Genomic DNA, 24442 nt, shown 5'->3' with positions numbered 1-24442 from the left:
TTCATGCAATGGGAAGTAGTCATCGGACTTGAAACACACGCACAACTCGCCACTCACTCAAAAATATTCTCTGGTGCGTCGACAGCGTTTGGCGCTGAACCCAATACCCAAGCATCAGCCATTGATATTGCTCTGCCTGGTGTGTTACCAGTATTAAATAAACAAGCCGTGGAGTATGCAATACGTTTTGGTTTGGCAGTGGATGCTGAAATTAACCCACGTTCTATTTTTGCTCGTAAAAATTATTTTTACCCTGACTTACCCAAGGGCTATCAGATTAGTCAGTATGAAGAGCCAGTGGTGAAAGGGGGAGTGATTTCCTTTATGCTTGATAATAAAGCTTATCAAGTACGCCTCACCAGAGCGCATCTCGAAGAGGATGCAGGTAAGTCTTTACACGAAGACATCCCAGGTGCCACAGGCATAGATTTAAACCGTGCTGGTACCCCATTGTTAGAAATTGTATCTGAGCCAGATATGCGTAGCGCCGGAGAAGCCGTTGCTTATGCCAAAGCGTTACATCAGATTGTGACTTGGATTGGTGTGTGTGACGGTAATATGCAAGAAGGATCTTTTCGCTGTGATGCGAATGTCTCTGTCAGACCGCTTGGCAGCGATACATTTGGTACGCGTTGTGAAATTAAAAACCTAAATTCATTTCGTTTCTTGGAGAGAGCAATTGAATTTGAAATTGAAAGACAAATCGATGTATTAGAAAGTGGTGGTGTGATTACTCAAGAAACGCGTCTTTATGATCCTGATCGGGACGAAACGCGATCGATGCGCAGTAAAGAAGATGCGATGGATTACCGTTATTTTCCAGACCCTGATTTATTGCCTGTAGTGATTGAAGAGTCCTGGGTGAATAGCGTAAAAGAGGGCATGCCGCCACTTCCCCACGTACTGAAAGAGCGTTTCATCAGTAATTATGGTCTTACTGAGTACGATGCGAATCTGATTACCAGTGATAGGGGATTGGCTGATTATTTTATCGCTATGACAAGTAACACTAAAGCTTCACCCAAACAATGTGCCAATTGGGTTGCTGGAGAGTTACTGGCGTCACTTAACCGAGCACAGCTCACCATAGACAAGTGCCCAATCTCACCAGATAAACTGACTCAATTGATTATCCGAATAGAAGATGGAACCATTTCTGGGAAGATTGCAAAAACAGTATTTGATATTCTATGGCAAGAAGGTGGTGAGGTCGATCAGTTGATCGATTCCCGAGGGTTAAAACAGGTTTCAGATAGTGGGGCCATTGAAAAAATCGTCGATGAATTAATGAGTCAGCATCCTGATCAAGTGGCTGAGTATCGAGCTGGTAAAGATAAAGTACTTGGCTTCTTTGTTGGTAAAGCCATGAAGGCATCTGGTGGTAAACTTAATCCTGCACAGTTAAATGATGTGCTCAAGACAAAATTGGCAGGATAAATGAATTTATCTTTAGGGAATGTACAACCACAAACAAAACGTTTTGTAGAGCCATTGGCTTTATCGTCAGGCATCGTATTGCCTGAGTATGAGTTGGTGTATGAAACCTATGGTGAATTGAATCAAGATAAATCTAATGCTGTGTTAATTTGTCATGCGTTGTCAGGTAATCATCATGTTGCAGGCATCTATAACGACGATCCTAAAACAATAGGATGGTGGGACAATATGGTGGGTCCAGGAAAGCCCATTGATACCAATCGTTTTTTCGTGATTGGGGTGAATAACTTGGGTGGTTGTCATGGTTCGACAGGGCCTTCAAGTATTAATCCTGCGACTCATCAGCCCTATGGAGCTGACTTTCCTTTTGTTACTGTGGATGATTGGGTACTTTCTCAATCACGTTTGGCTGACTATCTAGGTATTAAGTGTTTTGCCGCAGTGATGGGAGGAAGTCTTGGTGGTATGCAAGCACTACAGTGGTCCATCTCTTTTCCTGAACGCCTAAAGCATGCATTAGTGATTGCTTCAGCGCCAAAATTGTCTGCACAAAACATTGGTTTTAATGAAGTCGCACGACAAGCGATCACCACAGACCCTCATTTTTATGGTGGTGACTTTTACCAACACCAAGTGGTTCCTCATCGTGGCTTACGCTTAGCTAGGATGTTAGGTCATATCACTTATTTAAGTGATGATGCCATGATGGAAAAATTTGGTCGTGACTTGATTACCAGTACACCAAAGTTTTCATTGGATGTAGAGTTTGAGATAGAGTCTTACTTGCGCTACCAGGGTGATAAATTTGCCGATCGTTTTGATGCAAATACCTATTTGATCATGACCAAAGCATTAGATTATTTTGACCCCGCACAAAGAACAGATAATCGCCTTGATGTTGCTCTATCTGTCGCACGTTGTCGATTCTTGATCGTGTCATTTACCAGTGATTGGCGTTTTTCTCCCTCTCGCTCAGAGGAGATTGTAGAAGCGTTAATGAAAAATCAGTTGTCAGTCAGTTATGCTGAAATAGAATCATCACAAGGCCATGATTCTTTTTTAATGGACAACAATGATTATTTCTCTGTTGTAAAAGCCTATATGAATAATATCGCGAAGGATACACTGTGATACGTTTTGATCATCAAGTTATTGGCCAATGGATTAAGCAAGGATCTCGAGTTCTTGACCTAGGCTGTGGTGATGGTCAATTGATGAAATACCTGCAAGATAAATATCATGTTTCAGGATACGGTGTTGAAATTGAAGTGGATCGAGTAGTGAGTGCTATTGCAAATGGCGTTAATGTTATTCAACGAGATCTTGAAAGTGGTTTACTGGGTTTTGCAGAGCAGTCTTTTGATACGGTTATTTTGTCGCAAACACTTCAAGCTATGCGTAAAACAGAGTTTTTATTGAATGATATGTTACGTGTTGGGCGTGAGGGTATTGTCACCTTTCCTAATTTTGGTTACTGGAAAAATCGTTGGCAAGTATTAACTGGTTATATGCCAAAATCAGAGGATATGCCCTATGAATGGCACAATACACCTAATATTCATTTGTGTACTCTAAATGATTTTGAACGTTTGTGTGAGCGATTACATATACAGGTTATTGAACGTCACGTTATTACTGAAGGAAAAACTGTGCGTGTTGCTCCCAATCTGCTAGGTAGTCTTGCTATGTATCGAGTCACTAAAACTGCTTGAAGATAAACGTATCAATTGTTGTCTAATAAACCAGATAATCATCAATCCCGGTAATGCTGCAATAGTTGAGATTAAGAAGAAATTTACCCATCCCGTATTAGCAACAATGATTCCTGCAACAGGAGCAAGATAGACTCTGCCAATAGCAGTCAGTGCACTTAATAAGGCAAATTGCGTCGCGCTAAACTCGTGATGACATAAAGACATTAACAGCGCACTTAGGGCAGCGGTTCCCATTCCGGAAGTAAAGTTTTCTAAAAAAACGCTAATAATCATAAGACCTGCGTGATGGCCTTGATGGGCGAGTAGGGCAAAAGACAATGTAGCTAATGCTTGTAATACGCCAAAATAGAATAACGACCGATAGAGATTAATACGAGTCATAAGAGCACCTCCAATAAAAGCACCCAATAATGTTGCTGCTAGCCCTACCCCTTTGTTAACTGTACCCACTTCAATTAATGAGAAATGAACGCCTTGAATTAAAAAAGCAGTTGTTAGTGATCCTGCTAGTGCATCACTGAGTTTGTAGATAACAACTAACAACAAAAAATAACTAGCATAAGGCCGTTTAATAAACTCCGTAATAGGTGTAATAAAAGAATAATTATTTTGTTTGGGTTGGCTTGTAATAGGTTCAGGAGAGAGTAAAGAAATGCAAATTATCAATACCATGATAATAGACATGACTTGATAGGTAGTATGAAAGCCGTATAAGGAGGCTAACATTAATCCCCCAGCACCAGAAAGTAGCATGGCTAAGCGATAGCCTAATACAGCCATGGCAGAGCCCATCCCTCTTTCTGGCGCTGTTAGTATGTCTGTTCTGTAAGCATCAATAACAATATCTTGAGATGCTGAAAAAAAAGCGATGCATAAAGCAACCATACTGAATTGGCTGATGTCTGTTGTAGGCGATAGAGTGCTTAGCCAGTTAATGCTAAATAACAGAGATACTTGAGTGAGTAGTAACCACGTCTTACGTCTACCAATTTTTGGAATATAATATTTATCCATAAATGGTGACCACAGAAATTTCCACGTGTAAGGTATGCCAATTGCAGCAAATAGCCCAACTGTTTTAATGTTGATGCCGCTACTCACAAGCCATGCCTGTAGCGTTGTTCCTGTTAAAGCCAAGGGTAACCCTGAGGCAAATCCCATCGACAAAATAAGTAATTGTCGTTGTAAGGATAATGGCTTCGTACCTAACCAGCTCATGCTGTGTGATATCCTGTCACAATTGTTAAGAGAGTAATGTAATGACTAATTTTCATACTGATTTTATTGCTTTTGCCGTTGAGCAAAAGGTATTGCGTTTCGGTGAGTTTACAACGAAGGCGGGTCGTCAGTCGCCATATTTTTTTAATGCCGGATTGTTTTATACAGGAACAGCTCTTTCGCGCTTAGCTGATTTCTATGTCAAAGCCATTAACGACTCGGGTATTGAATTTGACTTGTTGTTTGGCCCAGCCTATAAAGGGATTTCCTTGGCTGCAGCCATTGCAATATCATTTGCCAAAGAGGGCCGAGAGGTACCCTTTAGTTATAACCGAAAAGAAGCAAAGGACCATGGTGAGGGAGGGCATTTGGTTGGTGCCCCGGTAAAGGGTCGGGTATTGATTGTTGATGATGTGATTTCTGCTGGGACATCTGTTCGTGAATCCTACGACATGATTAATAAAGCAGGCGCAACACCAGTTGGCGTCGTAACAGCACTTGATAGAATGGAGCGTGGGTTAGGCCTGTTATCTGCAGCGCAAGAGGTTAAAGAGACCTTAGGGATCCCTGTTATGAGCATTGCTAATTTAGATGATTTATTAGCCTATTTAAAAGAAGATGCTCAATTAGCGAATTTTGCAGAGAAAACGCTTGCCTATAGGCAACAGTACGGAGTCAAAAGTTAAGTGCTTTTATTGAGCTCATTAATAAGCTGATTGATTTTTTGTGTATCAAACGTCTTTAAGATTTTTTTAGTTATTTTTTTTGTTTTTTCAATATCGGTATTCAATATAATTTGTTTTACTTCAGGAATATGGGCGGGATGCATAGAAAATTCCGTTAATCCCATGCCCAACAAGAGACGAGTGAGTAGTGCGTCACCAGCCATTTCTCCACAAACTGCAACGGGTTTATTAGCGCTTTGTGCGTAAGAAATGGTATTGGCAATCAGAGATAAAATGGCTGGATGTAGTGGGTTGTAAAGATGTGCCACAGTATCATCTGAGCGATCAATAGCAAGTGTGTATTGGATTAAATCATTGGTACCAATTGAAATAAAGTCTAATTGATCTAAAAGAAGTGGTAACGCTATTGCGGCAGCCGGGACTTCAATCATGGCACCCATAGGCATTAAATTATTGTAAGCGATACCTTCATCGGATAGTTCTTTTTTTGCTTGATTAATAATTGATATGGTTTGATTTATCTCATGGTTACTCGAGATCATAGGGATCAAACAATGGACATCACCAAATTGTGACGCTCTTAAAATTGCGCGCAATTGAATTTTAAACAGATGAGGTTCTGACAAACAATATCGTACCGCGCGTAATCCTAGAGCAGGATTGAGAGTATGTCCTGTTGATAGACTTTCAATAGGTTTATCAGCACCAATATCAAGAGTTCTGATAATAACAGGCTGACCTTTTACAGACTCAACTACTTTTCTATAAGCTCTAAATTGCTCTTCTTCACCAGGAGGATGAGCGCGATTCATAAATAAAAATTCTGTTCGATATAAGCCAACACCCAAAGCGCCACTTTTACGAACTGTATCCATGTCTTGAGGTGACTCAATATTAGCTAAAAGTAAAATATCTTTTCCATCAATGGTTTTTGCTGGAGTAGAGCGAAGTTTTTTTAGTTTTTTCTTTTGCTCTATCCACTGTTCTTGTTTAATGCGATATTCATTTAATATGGTCTCGTCAGGATTAACAATCACTACCCCATACGTACCGTCAATGATTAAAAGCTCACCTTCTTTGATGATTTGCCATGCATGGTGAAGAGCAACAACTGAGGGAATGCTAAGACTCCTAGCAAGAATAGCAGTATGAGAGGTAGCGCCTCCCATATCCGTAATAAAAGCATGAAACGCCTGGTCTTTAAAAATCATCATATCTGCTGGGCCAAGATCATGGGCAACCAATATGACTTCTTCATCATTATCCCAACTTGGCATAGCAGGTGATTTTTTACCTAACAGTGCTTTGAGAATGCGCTCCACAACCTGAACAACATCAGCCTGTCTTTCGCGTAAATAGGTATCTTCAATGAGTTGAAACTGTTCAATTAATTGATCCATCTGCAATCGTAATGCCCATTCGGCGTTACATTGTTGCTGGCGAATTAAACTAATTGGTTCGTTACTTAACGTACCATCATTAAGTATCATTAGATGAAGTTGCAGAAAAGCAGAGAATTCAGTTGGTGCGTTATCCGGAATATTGGACTCTAAGGTTTCTAACTCACTTCTTGCTTCTGCAATAGCATCTTTAAAACGCTTGATTTCTTGTTCTATTTGTTCTTCTTTAATGGCGTAATGCGTAACTTCGATAGAAGTATGAGAAAACAAATGAGCCCGTCCGATGGCGATGCCATTAGCAACAGCAATCCCGTGGACGGTATAACTCATTTATTCTTCCTCATCGAATTTATTATTTATTAGTTGTATTAGTGCGTCCATAGCTTGCTCTTCGTCAGCACCATTACAGTCAAGTATAACAGTGCTACCACGACTTGCAGCTAACATCATGACGCCCATAATACTTTTTGCATTAACGCGTTTATTATTACGTGTAATACCAATGTCTGCAGTAAATTGTGAGGCAGTTTGGGTTAGTTTAGCTGAAGCTCTGGCGTGGAGACCTAATTTATTAATGATTTCTATTTCACGGTTAATCATATTGGTGATTCCAATAGCTTAATTATATTGTTGAATTCTCTCTTGTGGAAAAACCAGGGTAAACGTACTTCCTATATCAAGCGTACTGTCTATTTCGAGAACGGCTTCGTGATGGAGAGCAATTTGTTTTACTATAGCAAGCCCTAAACCTGTCCCTCCAGTATTTCTGGAGCGAACCTTGTCTACACGATAAAACCGTTCCGTTAACCGACTGATATGCTCTTTTTCAATACCAATCCCTGAGTCCTTAACAGAGAAGTATCCTTTATTATCGATAATATTCCAAGAGATAGTGATTTTACCTTGATCGGGGGTGTAGCGAACCGCATTTGAAACAAGATTACCAAAAGCGCTGATTAATTCATTATGAGAGCCTAAGATATCACATTGCGTCATCACACTGGTTTCAATGGTGTGTTTTCCATCACTAATATGCTCAGCCATTTGTTTGATTTGATCTATTAGACCTTGGATTGGGATTGGTTGTTTGGGCGCTGGGAACTGTTGTGATTCTAAGCTAGATAAAGACAGTAGTTCTTCTACCAGATGATGCATCCTAGTGGTTTGTTGGAAGATGGTTTGATAAATATGATCTACGGTTGCTTTGTCGAGATTAGGGTTATCAATGAGAGTTTCAATAAATCCCCCTGCCACAGTTAAAGGGGTTCTTAATTCATGGGATACATTGGCAACAAAATCACGTCTTATTTTTTCATCTTTCTCAACTTGCGATACATCATGGCTCACTAATAAACGTTCATTATTACTGTAGGGCACAATAATTATTGATAGAGTAATCTCGCTACCACGAATACCACGAATTAAAATAGGCTCATCAGGTGTTCTTTTTTTTATCCACTGTAAAAAGGCTGAGTGCCTAATTAAGTATGAGATGGATTGATTTTGATCGTGAATCAAATGAATATTGAAATGTTTTTCAGCGCTAGGGTTACACCACTGGATACGATCATCATTATCTAAAACAATAATACCGTTAGGTAGGGCTTTACCTGCATTTTGAAAACGAATCAAGGCATCTTTTAAATTGTTTTGGATGGTATTAGCGTTTTTTTCTAAAACGGCTAATTGTGAGAACACTTGATCCCATGCTTTACCAGAAAAAGGGAAAGAGACATGGTTGCCATAGGATTTTAACCATTTATTTAATAGGTATAGTTTCCATGTGTCATAAAAAATAAATAACAGTAATATACCCGAGAAGGTTAGTAACCCCCACGTTAGGTCAAAAGAAATCCCTACGATAAGCCCGATAACAGCGCCAAGAAATATGCCACTTAATGTATAGGTAAAAAAGGAAATCATAGTCTCACTTAAATTAATATAGTGAGATTATCAGACAATTTGAATTCAAGCGATAGCTGTTAAACGATATCCTGCGCCACGAACTGTTTGTAATAAATCTGCTGTACCAGAGGGTTCTAATGCAGCTCTCAGACGGCGGATATGCACATCAACAGTTCTCTCTTCGATAAACACATGGTCTCCCCAAACTTGATCAAGAATTTGTGTTCTTGAATAGACACGTTCAGGGTGAGTCATAAAGAAATGTAGTAGTTTAAATTCAGTGGGCCCTAAATTTAAATCAATACCATTTGCGCTGACACGATATGTACCTGGATCAAGAGTAAGCGTTTTAAACACCACTTTATCTTCAGTCATTTGTGGTGCGCGGCGGCGAAGTACTGCTTTGATTCGAGCGTTTAATTCGCGAATAGAAAAGGGTTTGGTGATGTAATCATCAGCACCAGAGTCTAGCCCTGATAATTTGTCGTTTTCTTCTGCTCTGGCTGTGAGCATAATTATAGGAATATTGCGTGTTCTTTCGTTATTTCTTATTCGTTTAATTAGCTCAATACCACTCATACCCGGCAGCATCCAATCAACAAGGATTAAATCAGGTAGAGTTTCACGGACTTTCTCAAGCGCTTCACCCGCATCGGAGGAGGTTAAGGGTATGTGACCTGCTTGTCTTAAATTCATAGCTATTAAATCTTGAATAGCAGGCTCATCTTCAACAAGCAAAATATTTGCGGCCAAACTGGTCTCCGTTTGATGAGTGTTTTGAGATGATAAAGTTGTCATTTCCATGACAACTTTATACCTATTTTATATGACGATATTGTTACATTGCCTTCATTATGCGTCTTTTTTTCTATTTGATCCAGAGACTAAAGGAATATGAAAAAAACGACATTCAAGTGCACCGTTGAATAAAGGAACTTTACGAGTAGGTTTTAGGCGTAACCCTTTAGGAAAAGTAAGATCTGCTGTTAAAAACCAGCTGTCCCAATTGGCATAACGTTTTTTTAGAGTTTCACCAAGCTGTGGATAGAGCTCTTGCAGAAACGATAAGTCACTTAACCTGACACCATAGGGAGGATTGGAAACAATCATTCCTTTGTCAGTGGGGGGGGTTGATTCAATAGCATTAACTTGTTTTAAAGAAATAGCCTCATCAAGATCGGCTGCTTTGAAATTAGCTAGACTTGATTGAATAGCATCACCTTTTAAGTCATAGCCCCATATGGGCAAAGGTCTTTGCTTTTCAGCTAGAGATTGCGCTTCTTTAATTATTTTTTGCCAAGCTGAGGCATCAAATAATTTTAACTTTTCAAAACCAAAAGATCGATGAAGCCCAGGCGCTCGCTTAAGAGTGATTTCTGCAGCTTCAATGAGAATAGTGCCAGAGCCACAAAACATATCAACTAACGGTATCTCTGGCTGCCAACCACTTAATGCTAATAATCCTGCTACTAAATTCTTCTTCAGTGGAGTGTCGCCACTTTCAACTCTTGGCCCACGTTTAAATAATGCCTCTCCACTTAGATCAATATAGTAAAAATAATCTCGATCTGTCAGGTAGACATAAATGCGTACATCGGGATCTCTCGTGTCTATAGATGGACGATGTTCGTGGAGTTCACGAAAGTGGTCACAAATAGCGTCTTTTACGCGCAGAGTGACAAAATCAATACTACGCAAAGGACAGTTTTTTGCGTTAGTTGTGACCATAAATGTATGGTTAACATCAAACCAATCAGACCATGCAAAAGAATAAGCGCTTTCATATAAATCTCGCTCATTCGCGTAAGTGCTTTTTTTGATTAGTAAAAGTATCCGACTTGCTATGCGTGAATAAAGGTTGGCTTTCATGCCGTCAGTGAAAGTACCAGTAAACCAAACGCCAGCATCGCCAATTACGGTATCTTTAAAGCCTAGAGAAATTAACTCTTCTTCTAAAGGTGCTTCAAGACCTTTGGGGCAGGTAGCGTAAAAGGAAAAAAGTGTCATGTGAAATTTAGAATGGTTTATAGATAACTAAGAAAACTATGGGAATTAAAATTACGACGGGAAATTCGTTAAACCATCTGTACCATACATGACTACGTTGATTACGGTTGTATTTAAAATCATTTAATAATTTTCCACACCAGATGTGGTAAAAAATAAGTAGTGCTACCAATGTAAGCTTGATATGTAACCAAACACCTATATCATGGTAGACAAACACCATGGTTAATCCGGTGGCGATGGTAAGGATTCCACCAGGAGTCATAATGCCCCAAAATAGTTTTCTTTCCATGATTTTAAAGCGTTCGTCACCTTTTGGATCGTTATCAAGCATGGCATGATAAACGTATAAACGTGGTAAATAAAACAAACCAGCAAACCAGGTAACCATTAAAATGACATGTATTGATTTAAGTGTTAAAAAAGACATATCAATCCTCTAAGAAAAAAAACATTGTGACACCCAATCACGGATTACCGTTAATCGGTGATGGAAAAAATGATCCGCTCCAGCCACAACCACAACCGCTAGTTGATGCTCTCTGGCCCAATCCATGACTGCGGATAAAGGAATAGTCTCATCGAGCTCGCCGTGAATCAGTAACGTTTCATCTGGCACTTTGGTTACCGGAAAGTTTCCGCATGGTGTACCAACCAATACCATTTTTTGGCAAGCTTCAATTAAATTAACCTGACTCATAACAAAAGCACCAAAAGAAAACCCAGCGTAGTATATAGGAAGATTAGGGTAGCGCTGTTTAAAATAATGAATAAGTGCGAGCCAATCAGTGGTTTCTCCCTGACCATCATCAAATGTTCCGGTACTGTTTCCCACTCCACGAAAGTTCATTCTGATACTAATGCATCCATGCCTTAAAAAAGTGGTTGCAAGAGTTTGGGTGACTTTATTGTACATTGTCCCACCATGCAGAGGATGGGGGTGAGCAATAAATGCAAGAGCTACCGGGTTATCTGTATCAGGTAGTTCGACCAGCGTTTCCAGTGCGCCATGTGGAACTTCAAATAAAAATAATTCTTTTTGTGGCATGAAATTATTCTATCCGTGTTAACTCTGTTTGGTAATGTAAAGACCGATTAACATAACTTTCTGCGTTTTTACTTAACGCATCAATTTCTTCTGGCGTTAGCATACGAATTACTTTTCCAGGGCTGCCAATAACAAGAGACCCGTCAGGAATGATTTTTCCCTCAGTGATAAGTGCGTTTGCACCAATTAAGCAGTTTTGCCCAATTTTTGCGCCATTTAATATCACTGCTTTAATACCGATTAATGAATTTTTCCCAATATGACAGCCATGCAGCATAGCCAAGTGCCCAACACTTACTCCATCTTCAATAACAATTGGCATACCAGGATCGGTATGCAGGACAGCACCGTCTTGAATATTTGTCCTACTACCTATGGTTATCGGCTCATTATCCGCGCGTAATGTTGCGTTGCACCAAACGCTTGATTGTTCAGCTAGAGTGACAGAGCCAATAACAACGGCACTTTCGTGAACATATGACTTGGGGTGAATGTTAGGAGTTTTATTGTCCAATTTAAAAATCATAAGAACTGTCCTTAGCCGGTTTACGATATTAAAGATTAGTTTGCGGGTTGTTGAGCCCGTGTTAGAATGTTGGGCAATCATGAACAATTGTTTATTCATGATTTGTTAATTATTACTTAAAACGTATAAGAGGAGTTTAACATGCATATGATTAAACCACGCTGGATTAAACCAGTTATTGGTGCTTCATTAGTAGCATTAACCTTGTCAGCTCAAGCTGCAGATACTATTAAAATTGGTGTTTCTGGCCCGTTAAGTGGCGGATCCTCACCTATGGGTATTTCAATGCGTGATGGTGTTAAGTTGGCTGCGGATGAAATCAATAAAGCAGGCGGTATTTTAGGTCGTAAAATCGAACTCATTGAGCGCGATGATGAAGCTAAAAATGAGCGTGGCGTTCAAGTTACACAAGACTTGATTAATCGTGAGCATGTCGTTGCTACTCTCGGATTTATTAATACAGGTGTTGCCTTAGCATCACAGCGTTTCTACCAACAAGCAAAAATTCCTGTTATCGATAACGTAGCAACAGGCAGTATTATTACGCAACAGTTTTTGCCACCTAAGTACCCTAAAAATTATATTTTTAGAATTGCAGCTAGTGACAAAATCCAATCTCATATGATTGTTGATGAAGCTGTTGTAAAACGTAAATTCACCAAAGTTGCTATTCTTGCAGACTCTACCAATTATGGTCAGTTAGGACGTCAAGATTTAGAAAAAGCGTTGGCTGCAAAAGGCATGAAGCCCGTTGCTGAAGAGAAGTTTAATATTAAAGACACAGATATGACCGCGCAATTGTTAAGAGCCAAAGAAGCTGGCGCGCAAGCAATCCTAACCTACGGTATTGGTCCAGAATTAGCTCAAATTGCTAATGGTATGGCGAAATTAGGTTGGAAAGTGCCAATGATCGGTAGCTGGACATTGTCGATGGCTAACTACATTGATAATGCAGGTAAGAATGGTGAAGGTGCTCGTATGCCACAAACCTTTATTCAGGAGCCAAACACTCCAAAACGTAAAGAGTTTATTAACGCATACATTAAAGCCTACCACCCAGCCCACGATCGTATCCCATCTCCTGTTTCCGCAGCTCAAGGATATGATTCAATGTATGTTCTTGCTGCAGCAATTAAACAGGCAGGGTCTGCCGATAGCTCTAAAATCCAACAAGCTTTAGAAAACTTAAATACTAAAGTTAATGGTGTGGTAACCACCTATGATCATCCTTTTACCAGTACCAATCACGAAGCTATTGACGTGAAAGATACAGTGATGGGTGAAGTTAAAGATGGTTTTGTTGTATACGCGTACGAAAATGACAAAAAAGGTCATTAATTTGACCTAGAGCTTAATGGTGTTTCGCTACTCAGCGAAACACCATTTAAGTTTTCAGAATGACTATCAATTGGGATTTCTCATGGAAATATTACTGCAATTAATACTAAGTGGTGTGGCTCTAGGCATGATTTACGCTGTAGTTGCCTTCGGTTATCAATCAACATTCGCAACCTCCGGAACATTGAACTTTGGTCAGGGAGAGGCGTTAATGTTAGGTGCCATGTTTGGTTTGACGCTTGCAGGTGATGTCATGGGCGGTCCTTATCTTAATTACTGGTTGATGATTCCTGCTGTGTTGATTTTTGGTGCACTCCAAGGAATGGTGGTTGAGGCCGTTGGCGTTCGACCTGCTATTAAGACTAAATCAGAATTCGGTTGGATTATGTCCACCATTGCTTTAGGTATTATTTTTAGAAACGTTGCAGAGAATATTTGGGGTAAGGATGATATGCCTTTCCCTTCACCAATTTCTTCAACTCCTTTACACATCTTTGGCGCAAGTGTTCTACCAATGGAGTTGATGGTGGATGTTGGCGCACTATTAATGATGATATTAGTTGAGTTATTTAATAGAAAAACAATTTATGGTAAGGCCGTAGTTGCTACAGCGAGTGATCGTGATGCTGCTGGTTTAATGGGTATTAATACTCGCATGGTCATTACTTTCTCTTATGCTCTGTCTTCCATGTCAGCTGCTTTTGCTGGCGTACTCATAGCCCCTATTACATTAACCGGTGCTTCAATGGGCGCTGTCCTCGGTTTAAAAGCGTTTGCCGTGGCTATCATCGGCGGATTGAATTCTGGTATGGGAATTATTGTTGGTGGCATTATGCTTGGTATAGCAGAAACCACAACAGGTTTTTATCTTTCAACCGGTTACAAAGATGTTCCGGGTTTGGTTTTACTTTTACTTGTTCTTGCAATTAAACCCAGTGGTCTATTTGGTAAGACAGCCATTAAGAAGGTATAAATATGAAGTTATTTAAAGTTCTTATTTCTCTTATAGCTATTGGTGTTTTATTTCTCATCCCCACACTATTGGGCGACAATGAATACTATGTTCATCAAATGGCTCTAATTGCTATTTATGCAGTGCTATTGTTTGGCTTGGACATTGTAGTCGGTTACACCGGTGAGGTTTCCTTAGCGCATGCTGGTCTGTTTGGTATAGGTGCCTATACCACTGGTATTTTAAGCTGGCGTTATGGCGTGCCTTTCTATATTGGTGATATCGCCAGTATTTTCGTTACCGCAGCCTTTGGTCTTCTGTTAGCTTTACCGGCACTACGTGTTACGGGCCCTTATCTGGCAATGGTTACCTTGGCTTTTGGGACCATCGCGCAAATTTTAATTAATGAAATGGACTTTTTAACTAATGGTCCTCTTGGTATTACTATTCAACAGCCAGTTTTATTTGGTAAAAGCTTGAATGAACAAGGTTACTACTATGTTGTAATCACTGTTCTTTTATTGGCTATGTTGTTGGTGGGTCGTATTCTGAAATCTCATTACGGCCGTGCTTTTGAGGCCTTAAGAGGTAGCCCTGTCGCATCCGATTGTATGGGTGTGAGTGTTTACAAATACAAAGTATTTGCCTTTGTAATTAGTGCAGGGATTGCTGGTTTTGCAGGAAGTTTGTTTACCTTTAATGAACTTTATATCGCTCCCAATACGTTCAATTTTGATTTAACTATTTTATTCTTACTCGCCATTATTATGGGTGGCAGAAAAACACGTCTAGGCCCCATTGTCGGAGCAACGATTGTTGTTTTACTACCTAACTTATTGGATGACATCGGCTTATTTAGAGACTTATCATTAGCTGCAGTAGCTGGTGTCATTATTTTTGTTCTGCGCCATTTCATTTCTGGGCAGAGAACCATTAAACCACTGATTATCCCGGTGGTGGCTGTCAGCGTACTGGTTACCAGTGCCTATCGTTTAGAGGATATGACTAATTGGCGTATTACTATATTTGGTTGCTTAATCTTATTTGTGGTTTATTACTTACAGAATGGTATTGTAGGTTGGGTAAGAAGTGTCATTGGGCACTTCAAACCAGAATGGGTTGCTCGTTCACTCATTAAGATTGATCCAAATAAAGAACTAGCCGATGCTGTTGAAGGTAAAACTTTAGCGTCAGATGATTTATTGTCGGCTAAAAAAATTCTTATGCAATTTGGTGGCTTGAAAGCCTTGAATGAAGTTGACTTGACTGTTTATAAAGGGACGATTCATGGACTTATCGGACCTAATGGTTCAGGTAAATCGACGATGATGAACGTCTTAACAGGTATTTATACACCCACTTCAGGAACCGTGTCTTTTGATGAAAAAGTCATCTCCGGCAATAAACCTGCTGATATTGCTCTAAAAGGTATCGCTCGTACATTCCAAAACCTACAATTGTTTGGTGAGATGACCGCCCTTGAGAACGTCATGGTGGGTCTACATCACACCTACCGCTCAAACTTACTTGACGTGTTACTCCAAACCCCTCGTTATAAGAGAGAAGAGCAGAAAGCTAGAGAGCGTGCAGCGAGTATTTTAAAGTTTGTTGGCTTAGAGTCATTCATTAATGAAGAGGCACGTAATCTTCCTTATGGCCGCCAAAGATTACTTGAGATTGGAAGAGCATTGGGATTAAATCCTGCCTTATTGCTGTTAGATGAACCAGCAGCAGGTCTTACTCCGCCTGAAATTACTGATTTAATCGATATTATTCGTAAGATTAAAGAGCACGGTATTACGGTCATTCTGATTGAGCATCATATGGATGTGGTAATGGGTATCTGTGATAACGTGTCAGTACTTGATTTTGGTCAGAAAATTGCTGAAGGTAAGCCACAGGAAGTGCAAAGCAATCCTAAAGTGATTGAAGCATATTTGGGTAGTCAGGCCAGTTAAATAGAGAGAATGTAATTATGCTAGAAGTACGTAATCTAAAAGCATCATACGGACAGGTACAAGTTTTACATGATATTTCTTTAACTGTTCCTAAAGGTAAAGTTGTAACACTGATCGGTTCAAACGGTGCAGGTAAAACTACAACCATGCGCGCTATCAGCGGCATGATTAAGCCCGCTGCAGGACAAGTTGTATTAAGCGGTAAAAATATAGCAGGACTCCCTTCTCATAGAATTGCGAAGTTAGGCCTAGCTCATTCGCCAGAAGGCAGAAAAGTTTTTCCGACGCAGTCAATCATGGATAATCTGTTATTAGGTGCTTTCACTCGTTTATCAATGGGTGGAGGAAGACCAAAGGGAGATATTTCAAGTGATCTTGATCGCGCACTGGATTTGTTTCCACGTCTTCGTGAGAGACAGCACCAGCTAGCAGGTACTTTGTCAGGTGGTGAACAGCAAATGCTTGCTATGGCACGTGCCTTAATGCTTAATCCTGAAGTATTGTTATTAGATGAACCTTCTCTTGGGTTGGCACCCATTTTAGTCGATGAAGTTTTTCATATTATTAATAGATTAAAAGAGCAAGGCATTACAATGTTGTTGGTGGAGCAATTTGCAGCAGCAGCGTTAGCTGTTGCAGATTATGGGTACGTTATGGAGAACGGTAAGATTGCTGTTCATGGCCCTGCTAAAGACCTACAAAATGATCCTAAAGTTGTTGCAGCGTATTTGGGTGGTGGTCATTAATTAATTGAATATGATTAAACAGAAAAGCCCCGTTAATGCGGGGCTTTTTTTATGAAAGCCACTGAGCTATCTCACTTCCTAAGACTAAGCCCAACAAAAATAAAGTTAACATTAACCATTTTTGTAAACTACTATTTTGCGCTTTGATTATCTCAATATCTTGATTGAGTTTGAGAGTATCACTGTCTTGATTTAGTTTTTGATGAATTAAACGTGGTAATTCTGGTACAAGACTAACCCACTGCCCACCTTCATTTTTAATTGCTTTAATTAAACCACGCACCCCAATTTGCTCACTCATCCATTTTTCTAAAAAGGGTTTGGCTGTCTTCCATAAATCTAATTCAGGGTCTAAATCACGTCCTAAACCCTCTACATTAAGCAGTGTTTTTTGTAGTAACACTAACTGTGGTTGGACTTCCATATTAAATCGTCTTGATACTTGGAATAATCTCAGTAGTACCTTGCCAAAGGATATATCTTTTAAAGGCTTATCAAAAATAGGTTCGCAGACTGAGCGGATAGCAGACTCAAATTCATCAGGACGGGTGTCTTTAGGAACCCATCCAGCTTCAATATGCGCTTGAGCTACACGGGCATAATCACGTCTGAAAAAAGCAATGAAATTTTGTGCTAGATAATTTTTATCTGTTTTATTTAATGTGCCTACAATACCAAAATCCAAACCAACATAGCGTCCATCATCAGCTACTTGGATATTGCCAGGATGCATATCAGCATGAAAGAATCCATCTCTGAAGACTTGCGTAAAAAAAATCTCAACCCCATCACGAGCAAGTTTAGGGATATCAACGCCCAACGCTCTTAATTTATCTACTTGGCTAATTGGGGTACCGTTCATACGTTCCATAACCATGACAGAGTTGTCGCAATAGTCCCAGTACACTTCTGGAATGATAAGAAGTCTTCGATCGGCAAAATTTCGACGTAATTGACTGGCATTAGAGGCTTCAACCATTAAATCCAGCTCATCTTTTAAGTGCTTTTCAAATTCTTGTATTACTTCCACTGGATGTAATCGGCGTGATGTAGGAATGAATCGTTCAATGAGATGCGCAATGCTGAACAGAAGTGCTACATCACGAGCAATCATTTGATGAACATTGGGTCTTAGTAATTTAACAGCAACTTCTTCGCCTGTATGTAACGTAGCAAAATGGACTTGAGCCACAGAAGCGCTAGCCACGGGTTCGATAGTAAAGGTTTTGAAGACTTTATCTAACGGACGTTGATAAATATCCTCAAGCATTTTCTTTGCCAATAGACCTGGGAATGGCGCTACTCTGTCTTGTAGTAGAGCTAATTCATCAGCGATATCAGGTGGTAGTAAGTCTCGACGTGTGGAGAGAGCCTGACCGAACTTAACGAATATAGGACCCAGTGTTTCAAGTGCCAAGCGTAAACGATTACCACGTGGGGTAGTAATAGGGCGCCAAAAAAGAAGACCTTTACTAATACGTTTTGTATAAGAAAAATTATTAGTAGAAAAGAGAAACTCATCTAGTCCATAGCGGATAAAAACAGATAGTATTTTAAAAATTCTAAGTAGTCGCATTATGTTTTATTACGCAGTTGGGTTTCAATCTTGGTTAGTTGTAAAGTGAGATCCTGTAGTGCTTCACGCCAATCATTAAATTCAGCGCGTGACAACAACAATTGTTTTTCCTCTGTCATGTACTCACTAATACTATTCTTAATTAAGTTAAATACAGATTGACCATAAGAAAAAGTATGTTTAGTAAATTGAGCTGCACGATAAGCTAAAATATTCCCTACAAAGTGACTCAGTATTTCTTCAAGATCAGGTCTAAAATTCTTTGCTACAAACCCCAAGTCATTAGCTAAAGCAGTATTGCCTTGCATATGAATGTAATGAAGTACGTTATCCGGGCTCTTGATAATTTCGGGTAAAGAGGAGCTATCAATAGAAATCATTAAATCTGGATCTCCCTCACTTTTTTCAATAAACTGAGGTAACCCATTGTCATTAATGAGTAGGTAAAAATACTGAGGACCAATAATCAATTGAATATGTTTGTTGTGATGGGGTTTTAACCTATCCAAAACCCAAGCATTGCTTGATATGAGTCGAGTAAATTGATGATTAGTGAGAGTAATCAATTTTTCTCTAATAGACTGAGGAAGGATAGAGTCAATCATTTATATTTTATATCCGCGATGAAGTGCTACTACCCCAGCCGTTAAGTTAAACCATTTGACAGAAAACAGCCCTGCCTCTTCCATCATGTTTTTTAGTGTTAGCTGATCTGGGTGCATTCTGATGGATTCTGCCAAGTATTGATAACTTGCAGCGTCCTTAGCAATCAGCTCACCCATTTTAGGCAGTAGCTTAAAGGAATACAGGTCATATAGTGGTTTTAACGGTGCCCAAATAGCAGAAAACTCTAGCACTAATAATCTACCGCCTGGTTTTAGGATACGCGTCATTTCTTTGAGTGCTTTATCTTTATGCGTCATATTACGTAAACCAAAAGCAACACTGACACAATCAAAGTAATTATTAGGGAAAGGTAGCGCCTCAGCGTCACATTGTACCGCGGGAATAGCTACACCTTGATCTAAAACACGATTACGACCACGCTCTAACATTGATCCATTGATGTCAGACATGATGATTTGACCTTGAGGCCCGAGTTTTTTTGCGAATCCAAGCGCCAAATCACCGCTACCTGAAGCAATATCTAAAATTCGTTCATTAGATTGAATGGCTGCGGTATGAATGGTGAAACGTTTCCAAATACGATGGAGTCCCATAGACATCATGTCATTCATAATGTCATAGGACGAGGCGACTGAGTCGAATACTGCACCAACACGTTTTGCTTTTTCACTTTCATCAACCTCAGTGAAACCAAAATGAGTTTTATTCATTAATGAACCTCTTGATCGCGACTGGCTCCGGCTGCCTCTAGACGGTTTAGGTAATCAGCCCAATTTTCTTCATAATAAATACCTAAACGTTTCAAATAATCCCATGAATAAATACCTGTATCATGGCCATCTGAAAAACGTATCTTAATTGCGTAGTGTCCCACTGGATCTATTTCATGGATATTGACCATTCTTTTACCAGTTTGAAGAACTTCCTGACCAGGTCCGTGACCAATCACTTCAGCAGATGGAGAATAGACCCTTAAGTATTCAATTGGAAACAAGTATTGCGTATTGTCGTCAAACTTGATTTCTAGTTGTCGGCTCTCTTGATGAAGGATAATATCAGTAGGCCAGGGGGTTTCTGGAGTTAATCCTGCCATGACAAACCATCCTAATTAAAAATTAACATTATCATATACTAACAACATGCTTTAGTAATAAATTATGAGTACACAATCTACTATTCTACAGCCAACAATTCCTCAACGGATAGAGGCTATTTCAAAGGCTATAGAATCATTACCTTCATCCCAAGAGGTCACTTTGGTTGCTGTGAGTAAAACGCAAACCAGTGAAGCGATTAGAATGGCTTATCAGGCAGGTATTAGGCATTACGGTGAGAATTACTTACAAGAAGCACTGACAAAGCAAATTCATTTAAGTGATTTAGAGATTGTATGGCATTTTATTGGTCCCATACAAAGTAATAAAACTCAGCTTATCGCTCAACACTTTGATTGGGTTGAGAGTGTTGATCGAGAAAAAATAGCCACACGTTTGTCCGAAGCGAGAATAACCAGTGGTAAAACTCCCCTGTCAGTATGTATACAGGTTAATATAAGTCATGAAGAGTCTAAATCTGGAGTGGCAGAAGGTGACATACTGGGTCTTGCAAAAGTAATCAGTCAGTGTGGAGGACTGGTTTTGAGAGGATTAATGACCATTCCAGATCCAACCCTAAATGAGACAGAGCTAAGAGTCCAATTTAAAAAAATGAAAAATTGGTTTGATCAACTACAATACCTTTACCCTACCGTAGATACGCTTTCTATGGGTATGACCCATGATTACTTAGTGGCTATAGAAGAGGGGGCAACATTGGTTAGAATTGGAACAGGCATATTTGGTGTTCGGGAGAAAAATAAATGACTATCGCTTTCATTGGTGGTGGCAATATGGCCAGAGCGTTAATTGGCGGCTTAATTAACCATGGCCAATCTGTGGAAGACATTGTTGTCGTTGAAATTGATCAAGGGGTAGCTACCACACTTCAACAAGATTACTCTTTAACTGTTATCCCCTCAGTAGAACATTTATCTTTAGAACAAGTCACTACGGTGGTGTTAGCTGTTAAACCTCAACAACTGGCTGAGGTAGCCCGTGGCATAACAGGCTTATATCCAGAGCTACGAGTAGTGAGTATTGCTGCTGGTATTACCACAAAAGCTTTATCACAATGGTTAGGTGGGCATACCAATATAGTCCGTGCTATGCCAAATACCCCAGCACTTATTCAAGAGGGGATTTCAGGTCTCTATGCGCTACCACAGGTAAGTGAAGAGGATCGATTGCATGCTCAGTCACTACTTACCGCAGTGGGTTCTGTCATATGGGTAGACAAGGAGGCGGATCTCGATGCTGTCACAGCTGTATCTGGAAGTGGACCAGCTTACTTCTTCTGGATGATGGAAGAGATGGAAAAAATTGCAGTGGCGTTAGGCTTGTCTGAGGATGTAGCAAAAAAACTAGTATTGCAAACTGCATTAGGAAGTACACAGTTAGCGCACAGGTCACAGGATAATCTCTCTACGTTAAGGCAAAAAGTGACCTCAAAAGGTGGGACCACGGAAGCTGCTTTAAATGTATTACAAGCAGAGCACGCGGGAGAATTACTAAAAAAAGCACTCTTTGCAGCACGAGACAAAGCACAGGAATTAGGTCATATCCTAAGCCAACAATAAAAGGATCATTATGCGTTCACTGGAAACCATTATTGAGATTGCGCTTACATTGCTAACTATCATGGCAGTACTGCGCTTTTTAATGATTTATTTTTCTGCTCCTTGGCGCCATCCAATTGGACAATGGTGTTATAAGCTCACTGAGTTTGCGGTTAGTCCGCTTAAAAAGATCTTACCCAAATCGGCTAAATTTGACTATGCGACCTTATTATGGGCATACCTGTTAGATATTCTTCTGGTTTTATTGAATATGGCAGCTTTTGGGCAGATACACTTTACTCAGTTTGTTTACGCTCTTCCTTTTGTGATATTCATGGCAATGATTGCTGTATTAAAACAAATGATATACATCTTAATGAGTAGTGTATTTGTGTATGCCATTTTAAGTTGGATTAGTCCTGCAAATGAACTCATGCCTTTAGCACGATCACTGACTTATCCGTTTTTAGGACCAGTCAGAAAAATTCTTCCGCCAATCGGGCAATTGGATTTGTCACCCGTAGTGTTAATGGTCATTTACCAACTTACTATTACTATTTTAATTGGTGCGTTGGAGATGCTGGTTGAACAACTACTTTAAAATTCGTTTACATCAATATCACATCATAATACTCTTGGCTTAGTCCTTGACTTGCTTGTAAGCTGATCGGTTTACCGATGAAATCGCTTACTTCAGCCAAGTTCGCAGATTCTTCATCAAGAAACAAATCAATGACTTTTTGGTGAGCAATTACACGATATTCTTTTGCCGTAAATTGTTTTGCGGTACGAACTACTTCTCTTAATATTTCATAGCACAATGTTTGAGGTGTTTTAAGTTGAGCGCGTCCCTCACAGCAGGGGCAAGGTTCACAGAGTACATGTGCCAAACTTTCACGAGTACGTTTGCGAGTAATTTCTACTAATCCAAGACTACTAAAGCCGCTGGCTTTTATTTTGGTTCTATCGCGAGACAAAGCTTTATTGAATTCTGTTAATACGGCTTGACGATGCTCTTCAGATTCCATATCGATAAAATCAGCAATAATAATGCCACCCAAATTACGTAATCGTAATTGTCTTGCAATAGCTTGCGCCGCTTCCATGTTGGTTCTGAAAATCGTATCATCAAAATTTCTAATACCAACAAATCCACCCGTATTTACATCTATAGTGGTCATGGCTTCTGTTTGATCAATAATTAAATAACCACCTGATTCGAGTTGTACACGTCTTGATAGCGCTTTTTCAATTTCCTCTTCCACACCAAACAAATCAAATAACGGTCTGGGACCAATGTAATGTTCAAGAGAAGCCAATGCTTGTGGACAATATTCGTTAGCAAACTCTTTTAGTTTTAAAAAATTTTCACGTGAATCAATTAATAATCGATCTGTATTATCCATAACAAAATCACGGATAATACGTTGTGCAAGATTTAATTCTTGATATAACAAATGGGGAGCAGAGTGTGTTTCTTGTGCTTTGGTAATGTGTTTCCACAATTGCGTTAAATAATCATAATCACATAACAGTTCTTGGTCAGAGGTGTTCTCTGCCACGGTTCGTATGATGAATCCCCCTTTATAACCGCTAGGAAGAATACTGATTAAACGATCTTTTAGTAGTTGTCGTTCTTCTTCATTTTCAATACGTTGTGAGACACCGATATGGTCATCAAATGGCAGATATACAAGATAGCGTCCAGCAATACTAATTTGCGTAGATAAACGTGCTCCTTTGGTGCCAATAGGATCCTTAATAACTTGCACAAGAATAGATTGTCCGTCTGCTAATAGTTTTTCAATTGGCGGGATGGGTTGGGTTGAATCTTTATTAAGTGCAATATCTGCAACATGTAAAAAAGCAGATTTTTCTAGACCAAGATCCACAAAGGCAGATTGCATGCCCGGTAATACGCGAGCCACTCTACCCCAATAGATATTTCCTACTAATCCTCTTGAGCTTGCGCGCTCTATATGTAGCTCTTGAGCCACACCCAATTCAATAATAGCCACGCGAGTTTCTTGAGGAGTAACATTAACAAGTATTTGGTTATTCATAATTTAGTTAAAAAGCGTTCAGTAGCTCACGGGTTTCATAAAGAGGTAAGCCTATAATGCCACTAGGACTCCCTTCAATATGCGTCACAAATGACGCAGCTAATCCTTGTAGAGCATATCCCCCTGCTTTGTCTTTATATTCTCCTGACTCAATATACCATTCAATATCCTGTTGTGTCAGTGACTTAAAAAACACATGGTTCACACTCAACTTTTCTAATAATTGATTTTTAAAGCAACATACTACAGCAGTAAGAACCGTATGTTTTTGTCCTGACAATAATTCTAAAAACTGTTTTGCTTCTTTTTCACTCTGTGGTTTACCAAGAATAAAATTATTAATCGTGGCAGTCGTATCAGCTGCTAGCAGAGGATAAAGCGGTTTGTTTGACTGAATTAAACGTTCCCAGCTAACCGTCGCTTTGGCCCTTGCTACCCGTGTCACGTAATCAATAGCAGCTTCATTATGAAGAGGGGTTTCATCGATGACTTCTAACTGATTGTCTGGTAAGAAGAGTTCGTACTCTACATCTATTTGACTGAGTAGCTCTCGTCTTCTAGGACTGTTAGATGCAAGATAAATCATT

Annotated in this window: 26 protein-coding genes; 11 read left to right on the top strand and 15 right to left on the bottom strand. The window is 39.6% G+C overall.

The genetic code is table 11. From position 1 onward, the window contains the following. Positions 1–3: 3 nt before the first annotated feature. Genes gatB through metW form a run of 3 tightly spaced genes read left to right on the top strand, consistent with a single transcriptional unit; the run spans position 4 to position 3149 of the window. Positions 4–1437 (top strand): Asp-tRNA(Asn)/Glu-tRNA(Gln) amidotransferase subunit GatB, encoded by a 1434-nt coding sequence (gatB, locus tag FV185_RS06790; RefSeq protein WP_067495474.1) that lies wholly within the window; start codon positions 4–6, stop codon positions 1435–1437. Next, positions 1438–2568 (top strand): homoserine O-succinyltransferase MetX, encoded by a 1131-nt coding sequence (gene metX / locus FV185_RS06785; protein WP_067495471.1) that lies wholly within the window; start codon positions 1438–1440, stop codon positions 2566–2568. It abuts the gene before it with no gap. Beyond that, entirely contained in the window at positions 2565–3149 is a 585-nt protein-coding gene (metW, locus tag FV185_RS06780) for a methionine biosynthesis protein MetW (RefSeq protein WP_067495468.1), read from the top strand. The genes metX and metW overlap by 4 nt, the downstream gene beginning before the upstream one ends. Here metW and FV185_RS06775 read toward each other — a convergent pair. Beyond that, a complete protein-coding gene (locus FV185_RS06775) occupies positions 3108–4370 on the bottom strand; it encodes an AmpG family muropeptide MFS transporter (RefSeq protein WP_067495465.1) in 1263 nt (420 codons plus the stop codon). The two genes, metW and FV185_RS06775, sit on opposite strands and share 42 nt — an antisense overlap. Positions 4371–4411: 41 nt before the next feature. On the opposite strand from FV185_RS06775, the gene pyrE reads away from it, so the two are divergent. Further along, positions 4412–5056, top strand: coding sequence for an orotate phosphoribosyltransferase (gene pyrE / locus FV185_RS06770; RefSeq protein ID WP_067495462.1), 645 nt, complete (start codon positions 4412–4414; stop codon positions 5054–5056). Here the strand turns inward: pyrE and ptsP are convergent. The 8 genes from ptsP to FV185_RS06730 form a co-directional block, all read right to left on the bottom strand. Further along, positions 5053–6786, bottom strand: a complete 1734-nt coding sequence (ptsP, locus tag FV185_RS06765; RefSeq protein WP_067495460.1) for a phosphoenolpyruvate--protein phosphotransferase — start codon at positions 6784–6786, stop codon at positions 5053–5055. The genes pyrE and ptsP overlap by 4 nt on opposite strands. After that, positions 6787–7056: an HPr family phosphocarrier protein gene (locus FV185_RS06760; RefSeq protein ID WP_067495457.1), complete on the bottom strand. Its 270-nt coding sequence runs from the start codon at positions 7054–7056 to the stop codon at positions 6787–6789. It abuts the gene before it with no gap. Between the two features lie 18 nt (positions 7057–7074). Further along, entirely contained in the window at positions 7075–8379 is a 1305-nt protein-coding gene (phoR, locus tag FV185_RS06755) for a phosphate regulon sensor histidine kinase PhoR (protein WP_067495454.1), read from the bottom strand. Between the two features lie 45 nt (positions 8380–8424). Further along, a complete protein-coding gene (gene phoB, locus FV185_RS06750) occupies positions 8425–9114 on the bottom strand; it encodes a phosphate regulon transcriptional regulator PhoB (protein ID WP_067495964.1) in 690 nt (229 codons plus the stop codon). 99 nt (positions 9115–9213) lie between these two features. Beyond that, positions 9214–10368, bottom strand: a complete 1155-nt coding sequence (locus FV185_RS06745; RefSeq protein ID WP_067495451.1) for a THUMP domain-containing class I SAM-dependent RNA methyltransferase — start codon at positions 10366–10368, stop codon at positions 9214–9216. A gap of 7 nt (positions 10369–10375) precedes the next feature. Continuing rightward, on the bottom strand, positions 10376–10798 hold the full coding sequence (hemJ, locus tag FV185_RS06740; protein ID WP_067495449.1) for a protoporphyrinogen oxidase HemJ: 423 nt from the start codon (positions 10796–10798) through the stop codon (positions 10376–10378). Between the two features lie 9 nt (positions 10799–10807). Beyond that, positions 10808–11416, bottom strand: a complete 609-nt coding sequence (locus FV185_RS06735; RefSeq protein WP_067495448.1) for an alpha/beta hydrolase — start codon at positions 11414–11416, stop codon at positions 10808–10810. Positions 11417–11420: 4 nt separating this feature from the next. Further along, a complete protein-coding gene (locus FV185_RS06730) occupies positions 11421–11942 on the bottom strand; it encodes a gamma carbonic anhydrase family protein (RefSeq protein WP_067495446.1) in 522 nt (173 codons plus the stop codon). Between the two features lie 147 nt (positions 11943–12089). Here FV185_RS06730 and FV185_RS06725 point away from each other — a divergent pair, with 147 nt between their 5' ends. The 4 genes from FV185_RS06725 to FV185_RS06710 all read left to right on the top strand — a co-directional run bounded on the left by FV185_RS06725 (position 12090) and on the right by FV185_RS06710 (position 16936). Beyond that, the gene (locus FV185_RS06725; RefSeq protein ID WP_067495961.1) at positions 12090–13280 is read left to right on the top strand and encodes an ABC transporter substrate-binding protein; all 1191 of its coding nucleotides are present in this window, start codon (positions 12090–12092) and stop codon (positions 13278–13280) included. Positions 13281–13362: 82 nt separating this feature from the next. After that, on the top strand, positions 13363–14253 hold the full coding sequence (locus tag FV185_RS06720; protein WP_067495958.1) for a branched-chain amino acid ABC transporter permease: 891 nt from the start codon (positions 13363–13365) through the stop codon (positions 14251–14253). After that, positions 14250–16190 (top strand): branched-chain amino acid ABC transporter ATP-binding protein/permease, encoded by a 1941-nt coding sequence (locus tag FV185_RS06715; protein WP_067495440.1) that lies wholly within the window; start codon positions 14250–14252, stop codon positions 16188–16190. Before FV185_RS06720 ends, FV185_RS06715 begins: the two co-directional genes overlap by 4 nt. A 17-nt stretch (positions 16191–16207) precedes the next feature. Beyond that, positions 16208–16936: an ABC transporter ATP-binding protein gene (locus FV185_RS06710; RefSeq protein WP_067495439.1), complete on the top strand. Its 729-nt coding sequence runs from the start codon at positions 16208–16210 to the stop codon at positions 16934–16936. Positions 16937–16985: 49 nt separating this feature from the next. Here the strand turns inward: FV185_RS06710 and ubiB are convergent, their stop codons facing one another. Genes ubiB through FV185_RS06690 form a run of 4 tightly spaced genes read right to left on the bottom strand, consistent with a single transcriptional unit; the run spans position 16986 to position 20232 of the window. Then, complete coding sequence (ubiB, locus tag FV185_RS06705; protein ID WP_067495438.1) at positions 16986–18512, bottom strand: ubiquinone biosynthesis regulatory protein kinase UbiB; 1527 nt, start codon at positions 18510–18512, stop codon at positions 16986–16988. Continuing rightward, a complete protein-coding gene (locus FV185_RS06700; protein WP_067495436.1) occupies positions 18512–19117 on the bottom strand; it encodes a ubiquinone biosynthesis accessory factor UbiJ in 606 nt (201 codons plus the stop codon). Before FV185_RS06700 ends, ubiB begins: the two co-directional genes overlap by 1 nt. Beyond that, positions 19118–19849, bottom strand: a complete 732-nt coding sequence (ubiE, locus tag FV185_RS06695; RefSeq protein ID WP_067495435.1) for a bifunctional demethylmenaquinone methyltransferase/2-methoxy-6-polyprenyl-1,4-benzoquinol methylase UbiE — start codon at positions 19847–19849, stop codon at positions 19118–19120. Then, entirely contained in the window at positions 19849–20232 is a 384-nt protein-coding gene (locus FV185_RS06690) for a gamma-butyrobetaine hydroxylase-like domain-containing protein (RefSeq protein ID WP_067495433.1), read from the bottom strand. The genes ubiE and FV185_RS06690 overlap by 1 nt, the downstream gene beginning before the upstream one ends. 64 nt (positions 20233–20296) lie before the next feature. Here FV185_RS06690 and FV185_RS06685 point away from each other — a divergent pair, with 64 nt between their 5' ends. Genes FV185_RS06685 through FV185_RS06675 form a run of 3 tightly spaced genes read left to right on the top strand, consistent with a single transcriptional unit; the run spans position 20297 to position 22393 of the window. Further along, positions 20297–21001, top strand: coding sequence for a YggS family pyridoxal phosphate-dependent enzyme (locus FV185_RS06685; protein WP_067495431.1), 705 nt, complete (start codon positions 20297–20299; stop codon positions 20999–21001). Beyond that, positions 20998–21813, top strand: coding sequence for a pyrroline-5-carboxylate reductase (gene proC / locus FV185_RS06680; protein WP_067495425.1), 816 nt, complete (start codon positions 20998–21000; stop codon positions 21811–21813). The genes FV185_RS06685 and proC overlap by 4 nt, the downstream gene beginning before the upstream one ends. 10 nt (positions 21814–21823) lie before the next feature. Then, positions 21824–22393: a YggT family protein gene (locus FV185_RS06675; RefSeq protein ID WP_067495422.1), complete on the top strand. Its 570-nt coding sequence runs from the start codon at positions 21824–21826 to the stop codon at positions 22391–22393. A 7-nt stretch (positions 22394–22400) separates the two neighbouring features. On the opposite strand, the gene rng is transcribed toward FV185_RS06675, so the two are convergent. Both rng and FV185_RS06665 read right to left on the bottom strand, forming a co-directional pair. Continuing rightward, positions 22401–23855 (bottom strand): ribonuclease G, encoded by a 1455-nt coding sequence (rng, locus tag FV185_RS06670; protein ID WP_067495419.1) that lies wholly within the window; start codon positions 23853–23855, stop codon positions 22401–22403. Positions 23856–23862: 7 nt separating this feature from the next. Continuing rightward, positions 23863–24441: a Maf family protein gene (locus FV185_RS06665; RefSeq protein WP_067495416.1), complete on the bottom strand. Its 579-nt coding sequence runs from the start codon at positions 24439–24441 to the stop codon at positions 23863–23865. Position 24442 lies beyond the last annotated feature (1 nt).

It is taken from the genome of Ferrovum sp. PN-J185 (assembly GCF_001581925.1).
Lineage (GTDB): Bacteria > Pseudomonadota > Gammaproteobacteria > Burkholderiales > Ferrovaceae > PN-J185.
Note: the sequence above shows the minus strand (reverse complement) of the source record. Positions and strands in the feature narration are given on the sequence as shown.

Coding starts and splice junctions, on each gene's coding strand:
- gatB (WP_067495474.1), top strand. CDS start 4: ATGCAATGGGAAGTAGTCATCGGACTTGAAACACACGCACAACTCGCC.
- metX (WP_067495471.1), top strand. CDS start 1,438: ATGAATTTATCTTTAGGGAATGTACAACCACAAACAAAACGTTTTGTA.
- FV185_RS06775 (WP_067495465.1), bottom strand. CDS start 4,370: ATGAGCTGGTTAGGTACGAAGCCATTATCCTTACAACGACAATTACTT.
- pyrE (WP_067495462.1), top strand. CDS start 4,412: ATGACTAATTTTCATACTGATTTTATTGCTTTTGCCGTTGAGCAAAAG.
- ptsP (WP_067495460.1), bottom strand. CDS start 6,786: ATGAGTTATACCGTCCACGGGATTGCTGTTGCTAATGGCATCGCCATC.
- FV185_RS06760 (WP_067495457.1), bottom strand. CDS start 7,056: ATGATTAACCGTGAAATAGAAATCATTAATAAATTAGGTCTCCACGCC.
- phoR (WP_067495454.1), bottom strand. CDS start 8,379: ATGATTTCCTTTTTTACCTATACATTAAGTGGCATATTTCTTGGCGCT.
- FV185_RS06745 (WP_067495451.1), bottom strand. CDS start 10,368: ATGACACTTTTTTCCTTTTACGCTACCTGCCCCAAAGGTCTTGAAGCA.
- hemJ (WP_067495449.1), bottom strand. CDS start 10,798: ATGTCTTTTTTAACACTTAAATCAATACATGTCATTTTAATGGTTACC.
- FV185_RS06735 (WP_067495448.1), bottom strand. CDS start 11,416: ATGCCACAAAAAGAATTATTTTTATTTGAAGTTCCACATGGCGCACTG.
- FV185_RS06730 (WP_067495446.1), bottom strand. CDS start 11,942: ATGATTTTTAAATTGGACAATAAAACTCCTAACATTCACCCCAAGTCA.
- FV185_RS06725 (WP_067495961.1), top strand. CDS start 12,090: ATGATTAAACCACGCTGGATTAAACCAGTTATTGGTGCTTCATTAGTA.
- FV185_RS06720 (WP_067495958.1), top strand. CDS start 13,363: ATGGAAATATTACTGCAATTAATACTAAGTGGTGTGGCTCTAGGCATG.
- FV185_RS06710 (WP_067495439.1), top strand. CDS start 16,208: ATGCTAGAAGTACGTAATCTAAAAGCATCATACGGACAGGTACAAGTT.
- ubiB (WP_067495438.1), bottom strand. CDS start 18,512: ATGCGACTACTTAGAATTTTTAAAATACTATCTGTTTTTATCCGCTAT.
- FV185_RS06700 (WP_067495436.1), bottom strand. CDS start 19,117: ATGATTGACTCTATCCTTCCTCAGTCTATTAGAGAAAAATTGATTACT.
- ubiE (WP_067495435.1), bottom strand. CDS start 19,849: ATGAATAAAACTCATTTTGGTTTCACTGAGGTTGATGAAAGTGAAAAA.
- FV185_RS06690 (WP_067495433.1), bottom strand. CDS start 20,232: ATGGCAGGATTAACTCCAGAAACCCCCTGGCCTACTGATATTATCCTT.
- FV185_RS06685 (WP_067495431.1), top strand. CDS start 20,297: ATGAGTACACAATCTACTATTCTACAGCCAACAATTCCTCAACGGATA.
- proC (WP_067495425.1), top strand. CDS start 20,998: ATGACTATCGCTTTCATTGGTGGTGGCAATATGGCCAGAGCGTTAATT.
- FV185_RS06675 (WP_067495422.1), top strand. CDS start 21,824: ATGCGTTCACTGGAAACCATTATTGAGATTGCGCTTACATTGCTAACT.
- rng (WP_067495419.1), bottom strand. CDS start 23,855: ATGAATAACCAAATACTTGTTAATGTTACTCCTCAAGAAACTCGCGTG.
- FV185_RS06665 (WP_067495416.1), bottom strand. CDS start 24,441: ATGATTTATCTTGCATCTAACAGTCCTAGAAGACGAGAGCTACTCAGT.